The 5,759-nt window shown below is 59.8% G+C and carries 4 protein-coding genes and 1 tRNA gene; 2 read left to right on the forward strand and 3 right to left on the reverse strand.

Features of this window, described 5'->3' with window-relative positions; all coding sequences use genetic code 11:
- Nucleotides 1-115: 115 nt before the first annotated feature.
- The 3 genes from ACP7D4_RS27405 to ACP7D4_RS27415 all read right to left on the reverse strand — a co-directional run bounded on the left by ACP7D4_RS27405 (nt 116) and on the right by ACP7D4_RS27415 (nt 3,953).
- On the reverse strand, nt 116-1,918 hold the full coding sequence (locus tag ACP7D4_RS27405; protein ID WP_426212558.1) for a M61 family metallopeptidase: 1,803 nt from the start codon (nt 1,916-1,918) through the stop codon (nt 116-118).
- A gap of 90 nt (nt 1,919-2,008) precedes the next feature.
- Nucleotides 2,009-2,734: a DsbC family protein gene (locus ACP7D4_RS27410; RefSeq protein ID WP_426107840.1), complete on the reverse strand. Its 726-nt coding sequence runs from the start codon at nt 2,732-2,734 to the stop codon at nt 2,009-2,011.
- A gap of 28 nt (nt 2,735-2,762) precedes the next feature.
- Complete coding sequence (locus ACP7D4_RS27415) at nt 2,763-3,953, reverse strand: FAD-dependent monooxygenase (RefSeq protein WP_426212560.1); 1,191 nt, start codon at nt 3,951-3,953, stop codon at nt 2,763-2,765.
- A 148-nt stretch (nt 3,954-4,101) separates the two neighbouring features.
- Here ACP7D4_RS27415 and ACP7D4_RS27420 point away from each other — a divergent pair.
- A tRNA-Phe gene (locus ACP7D4_RS27420) sits at nt 4,102-4,177 on the forward strand.
- Nucleotides 4,178-4,467: 290 nt separating this feature from the next.
- The gene (locus ACP7D4_RS27425; RefSeq protein WP_426212562.1) at nt 4,468-5,658 is read left to right on the forward strand and encodes a hypothetical protein; all 1,191 of its coding nucleotides are present in this window, start codon (nt 4,468-4,470) and stop codon (nt 5,656-5,658) included.
- The last annotated feature ends 101 nt before the right edge of the window (nt 5,659-5,759 follow it).

The following is a 5,759-nucleotide window of genomic DNA, read 5'->3' on the forward strand; positions in this document are numbered from 1 at the left end:
ACATAATATAGCACCGAAACCGTATATATGGACCGCGAAAGCGACCGACATTCTTGCCAAAGTCACGCGCGCTCGTGCCAAACTTAATAAGCTTCAATCTGTTTGACGCACTACACTAGAGCGCGCTCGGCCTGCCCGACTTCTTCCGCTCGTCAAGCAGCGACAAGGTCACGCACGGCACCCGCTCCCCTTGCAGCTTGACCTGGAACGTCATCAGCTCATCGCGCCTGAACGCGTGCACGGTCACCGTGTCGCCCACCTTGTACCGCCCCAGCATCGCGTCGAGCGCCCCGCCCACGCGCAAGCCGTCAAGCGCGATCACGATATCGCCCGCCGACAGCCCCGCGCGATGCGCCGCGCCGCCCTCATGCACTTGCGTGAGCTTGCAGTCCGGCCCATCGCGCCCGGTCCCCGCATCGAACGACGGCTTGGCATTGCGCCGCTCGTCCACCAGCTTGACCCCGAACGGCGCATACAGCCGGGCCAGCGGCAGGTCGGCCGTGCCGCGCACGTAGCGATCAAACAGACTCTTGAGCTTCAAGCCGCTCACTTCGTCGAACAAGGCCTCGACCTCGGCCTCGGTCACGCCGCGCCCCACGCTGGGATAAAAATCGCGGCCAAAGCGCTGCCACAAGGCGAGCATCACATCGTCGAGCGACTTCTTGCCAGCCGTTTTGCTGCGAATCGTCAGGTCAAACGCCAGCGCAATGAGCGAACCCTTGCCGTAATAGCTGACGATGGCGTTCGGCGCATTTTCGTCTTGCCGGTAGTACTTGCCCCAGGCGTCGAAACTCGAATCGGCCACGCTTTGCTTGGTGCGCCCGCTGCCGCGCAATACGCCGCCGATCGCCTTGCCGAGCAGCTTGAAGTAAGCGGCTTCGCCGATGATCCCGCTCCTGACCAGCATCAGGTCATCGTAATAGCTGGTAAAGCCCTCGAACAGCCACAGTAGCGGCGTGTAAGTCTCGCTTTGCAAATCATAGGGCGCGAACGCGGCCGGCTTGATGCGCTTGACATTCCAGGTATGAAAATACTCGTGGCTGCACAGCCCAAGAAACTTGAGATAGCCTTCGCCAATGTCGGCGCTCTTGACCGCGCCGGTGCTGGGCAAATCGGCGCGCGCGCAAATGAGCGCGGTCGAGGCGCGATGTTCCAGGCCGCCGTAGCCGTCGCCCACCGCCAGCGTCAGGAACACGTAGCGTTCCATCGGCGCGTTCCGGGTGCGCGGCTCGAAAAACGCGATCTGGGTTTCGCAGATGGCCTTCAGGTCGGCCTGCAGGCGCGCCATGTCCAGATTGGGCACGCGCCCGGAGATGACGATATCGTGCGGCACGCCGTGCGCCTTGAAGGTGGCCAGCGCAAAGTCGCCCATTTCAACCGGATGGTCGATCAGCTCATCGTAGCTCGACGCCAGGTAGGTGCCAAAGCCGTAGCGTTTGGCGCCCAGTTCGGGCATGGCGGTGGCAACGCGCCAGGTGGCCGCTGCCGGATCCGACGGACGGACAATGTCGACCTGGTGCGGCATGTCTTCCTGGCCGACGACGCGCAGGCACACGCTGGTGCCATTGAAAAAGCCGTGGGTCTGGTCCAGGTGCGCAGCGCGCACCGACAAGTCCCACGCGTAGACTTCGTAGACGACGGTGAGTGGCGCGCCGACCGGCGCAGCGCGCCAGGAGTGCTTGTCCAGCTTGGCCAGGGCGACGCTCTCGCCGTTGGCCTCGGCGCGGATCTGCACGATGTTGCGCGCGAATTCGCGGATCATGTAACTGCCCGGTATCCACGCCGGCAAAGCGAATACCTGGCCGTCGGACGCGGGGGCTGCCACCGTCAGGCGCACTTCGAACAGGTGTCCGGCCAGGTCTTTTGGGAAAATGGCGTACGCGATTGCGGGCGCTCTGCTTTTACTTGGTTTTTTCATGAGGGAGGCGCTCGCCCGGGAGGTGGGTCAACTGGCGGGCACCGGCGCGCGCCCGCGTGAGGCAGACGCGCGCCGAACCGCCCGGCGTTGTTACTTGATGGACTTGAACTTCGCTTCCATGCCCTTGGTGTCGATGGCGCCGGAAATGCGGCTGCCGTCGGCAAAGAAGATCGCGGGCGTGGCGCTGACGCGAATCTTGCGCCCCAATGCGGCCACCTCGTCGTTCGGGTTCTTGCACTTGGCGTCGGCCATCGGCGGGGTTTTCCCGTTCAACATCCAGTCGTCCCATGCCTTGTTGCGGTCCGGCGCGCACCACACGTTGCGCGACTTGATGCTCGAGTCTTCGGCCAGGATGTTGAGCATGTAGGTGTAGACGGTGACGTTATCGAGTTCCTTGAGCGTGGTGCGGCGGAACTGCTTGCAGTAGCCGCAGTTGGGATCTTCAAAAATGGCGATCACGCGCTTGCCGTCGCCCTTGACGGTCTTGAGTGCGTGCTCGGCGGGCAGGTCGGAAAACTTGATTTTATTGATCTCTTCGAGACGCTCCTTGGTCAGGTTCTGCGCCGTCTTGGCGTTGAAAATCTGCCCCATGATGATGTACTCGCCCTTTTTGTCGGTGTACAGGACATCGCCGCCGGCGCGCACTTCATACAAGCCCGAATACGGCGTGGCGATCACGGAATCGATCTTGACGCCGTCCGAAATGCGCGGGGCCAGCACTTTCTTGATGTTCTCTTCGACACTCGGCTCGGCGGCCGTGCACGCGCCGACCATACCGGCCATCAGCGCCAGCACCAGCAATTTGCATTTCAACATGACTTCTCCGGTAAATATAGTAAGGGGATTACTTGCCCATCGCATGCGTCATCAGGCGCCGCTTAATCATAGGCAACTTATTCAACAAGTTTAATCCCAAATTGCGCGCAATGCGAACTGGCTCAAGGTCGGTGCCGAACAGGCGCACCAAACCATCGGTAGCGAGCTGCATCAGGAAGATGTCTTCCTTGCGCGCCCTGGCGTAACGGGCCAGCACGCGCTCGTCGCCGATGCTGCGCTGCTCTTCGCGCGCGGCAATTGCCGCCAGCAGGCCGGCCACGTCGGCAAAGCCGAGATTCATGCCGTGTCCCGCCAGCGGATGGACCACGTGGGCGGCGTCGCCCACCAGGGCCACGCGCGGCGCGACGATCGCATGCGGGCGGATCAGCGCCAGCGGCACGGCCTTGACCACTTCGGGCAGCAGTGGGCGCAGCGGGCCGAGCTGCTCTTCGCACAGCACGGCCAGGCGCACCGCCAGTTCGCTCATGGTTTCGGCCATGATGGTGTCGGCCAGCGCGTCGGACGCCGACCAGACCAGCGAGACGCGCTCGCCCGGCAGCGGCAACAGCGCGACGATGCCTTCCTGGCCGGTGAACCACTGGAAGGCGGCGCCGCGGTGCGGCTTGGTGCACGAAAAATTGGTGACGATCGCGCGCTGGTGGTACGAGCGGTAGTCGATGCCGATGTCGCACTGCCCGCGCACCCACGACTGGCCGCCGTCGGCGCCCACGAGCAAGTCGCAATCGATGCGCGCGCCGCCTTCGAGCACCACGCTGGCGCCGCTGTCGGTGGTGGACATGGCGACGGCGCGCGCGCTGACCATGGTCACGCCGGGCGCGAACTTGAGCGCGGCGTCCAGCGCCTGGTTCAGGTTGCGGTCCTCGACGATCCAGGCCAGCGTGCCGGCGTGGGCGCCAAAGGCATCGAAGGCCAGGTCGCCGCTCTGCGCGCCGTCGCCGTTGACGACCATCGCGTCGACGGCGGCAACCCGCGTTGCGTCAAGCGCGCCCCATACCTTGAGCGAGGCGAGCAGTGTGTGGGCCGTGTGGTTCAGGGCGTAGACGCGCACGTCCCACGGCTGTTCGCCGACAGCGGTTGCTGCGTCGGTGGCGGGCGGAGGCGGAGATAGCAGCGTGACGATGTGGCCGGCCTTGGCAAAGCCGAGGGCCGCCGTCTTGGCGATGGCGCCGTTGCCGACGATGCAAACAGCACTCTGCATTGCGTGCGGGGAGGAAGTTGGTCTGGTCATGCAAAGCATTATAGCGGCAAGAAACAACAGCGTTTCACACTGTATTTCACCGTTTTTTGCCAAAATTCATTAGCTGGCCTTGCAAAGCGCCGATCGGGTGTCTATAATCATGCCTCTTGGCCTGGTAGCTCAGTCGGTAGAGCAGAGGATTGAAAATCCTTGTGTCGGTGGTTCGATTCCGCCCCGGGCCACCAAGAACATCGTTCACGCAACGCCCACTCATGCAAGTGGGCGTTGTCGTTTCTGGGCTGCGCAGTCCTCGGCTCCGGTCCATTTCCGGCACGCGTTCCCGGCAGCCATTCTTGGCTGCGACTAAATGCCTTCAACACTCGCCCCTCCCCGCAGCTATGGCAATTTACGAGAAGCTGATCTGTACTCTCTGTGTGGCATCCCCCCAAATTGCCTAGGATTTCTGAATTGAAAGCACTGCGGCATTACAGCATCGTGTAGAGTGACAGCCTGATCCAACTCATACTTTTTTGCCATGGCGATAATTTTACATCACGAGGCGCAGTCGGCTTTTGACGCCGCCACGCAAGTTACGAAAGATTCCGCTAGCGCGGCTTTAGAGTTGTTTTCCTCATGCTTCCAAATCAATTGGTTCCGCGAGACCGGCCCGAATCTTTGGTTAGCGGTCGTCAAACCGTTCGCGGCGACCGCTGAGCATTTTGGGCTCGGGCATGAATATTTCGTAATTGGGAACGGATATCCTGATGATTTCCACCAGCGCACGCTCAAAGCAGAGCCGCCATTAAAGCTTGTTGACCGGCTTGATATGACGATTCGTTTTGTCGCCGCAAATGCCCCCCGTGCAGAGGCCTTTTGTGCGGCATGGGCCCAGAAAAACAAGGCTACGGCCATCGTCATTCGTACGGAAAGCGCCTCGCAAATATCGCCAGTTGATCTGATGTACCAATTGCTCAGTGCTTCACTGTGGCGCCGTGATTATTTTGCAGAGGCCGAACCAGTTCGGGGGCCAAGTGAATTTTTCGGCCGCGAAGTTGTAGTTAACGAACTATTCACTAAAATTCTTCTTGGTAGTCCGTTTGCCATATTTGGGCTTAGGAAAATCGGCAAAAGCTCCCTCCTTGGGCGCCTCGAAGACCTAATTGAACAGGATGAGTCAGCAATCGGCGTTACTGCATTTCTTATTGGCAACTCTACTCGTCTAAAAGGAGGCCGGTGGTGGGATGCAGCTGCAGATGCCGTTGGAGCATGGCAAGCGAAGTTGCAACGGCTAGCGACAAAACTTGGTTCGAAAGTGCATGCGAAAGCAGAGCGACTTAAAGAAGCTACACAAAAAAAGGAATCTGATAGCCGCCGGTTAGCAGTTGCATTTGAAAAGGACATTGGATCTTTGCTTAAGGCTGCTAAAGCGCTAGCTAAAGAGGCTGGGCGCGATGACGTTAGATTAGTTCTTATCCTAGACGAGTGTGACCACTTTTACCCACATCTGATTGATTCCGGTCACTGGCGAACAGACTTTTTCGTCTTCTGGAATGCTCTTCAGGGGATCAAACGAAGCTTAGAGTCACCAGAAGAATTTGTTTACGTTCTTGGTGGAGTCAATCCATCAGGTGTAGAGCAAGGCTCGCTACTTAGCCAAGCCAACCCTCTTTACGAGACGCAACGCCTATATCTTGGTCCCATGCCAGCACCAATCCACCCAAGTTAAGACATTTCAACAGTTTTTCTGAGTCATCTTCTTGTGTGGTTTTACGCCGGGCTTCCTGGGCTTCGAACGATTCTCTCGATGTCGATAGGTCTTTCCGGCAA

It is taken from the genome of Massilia sp. TWP1-3-3 (genome assembly GCF_049897805.1).
Lineage (GTDB): Bacteria > Pseudomonadota > Gammaproteobacteria > Burkholderiales > Burkholderiaceae_D > Telluria_A.

Bases quoted from the DNA above. Each gene is read 5' to 3' on its own strand.
- ACP7D4_RS27405 (WP_426212558.1), bottom strand. From the start codon at position 1,918: ATGAAAAAACCAAGTAAAAGCAGAGCGCCCGCAATCGCGTACGCCATT.
- ACP7D4_RS27410 (WP_426107840.1), bottom strand. From the start codon at position 2,734: ATGTTGAAATGCAAATTGCTGGTGCTGGCGCTGATGGCCGGTATGGTC.
- ACP7D4_RS27415 (WP_426212560.1), bottom strand. From the start codon at position 3,953: ATGCAGAGTGCTGTTTGCATCGTCGGCAACGGCGCCATCGCCAAGACG.
- ACP7D4_RS27425 (WP_426212562.1), top strand. From the start codon at position 4,468: ATGGCGATAATTTTACATCACGAGGCGCAGTCGGCTTTTGACGCCGCC.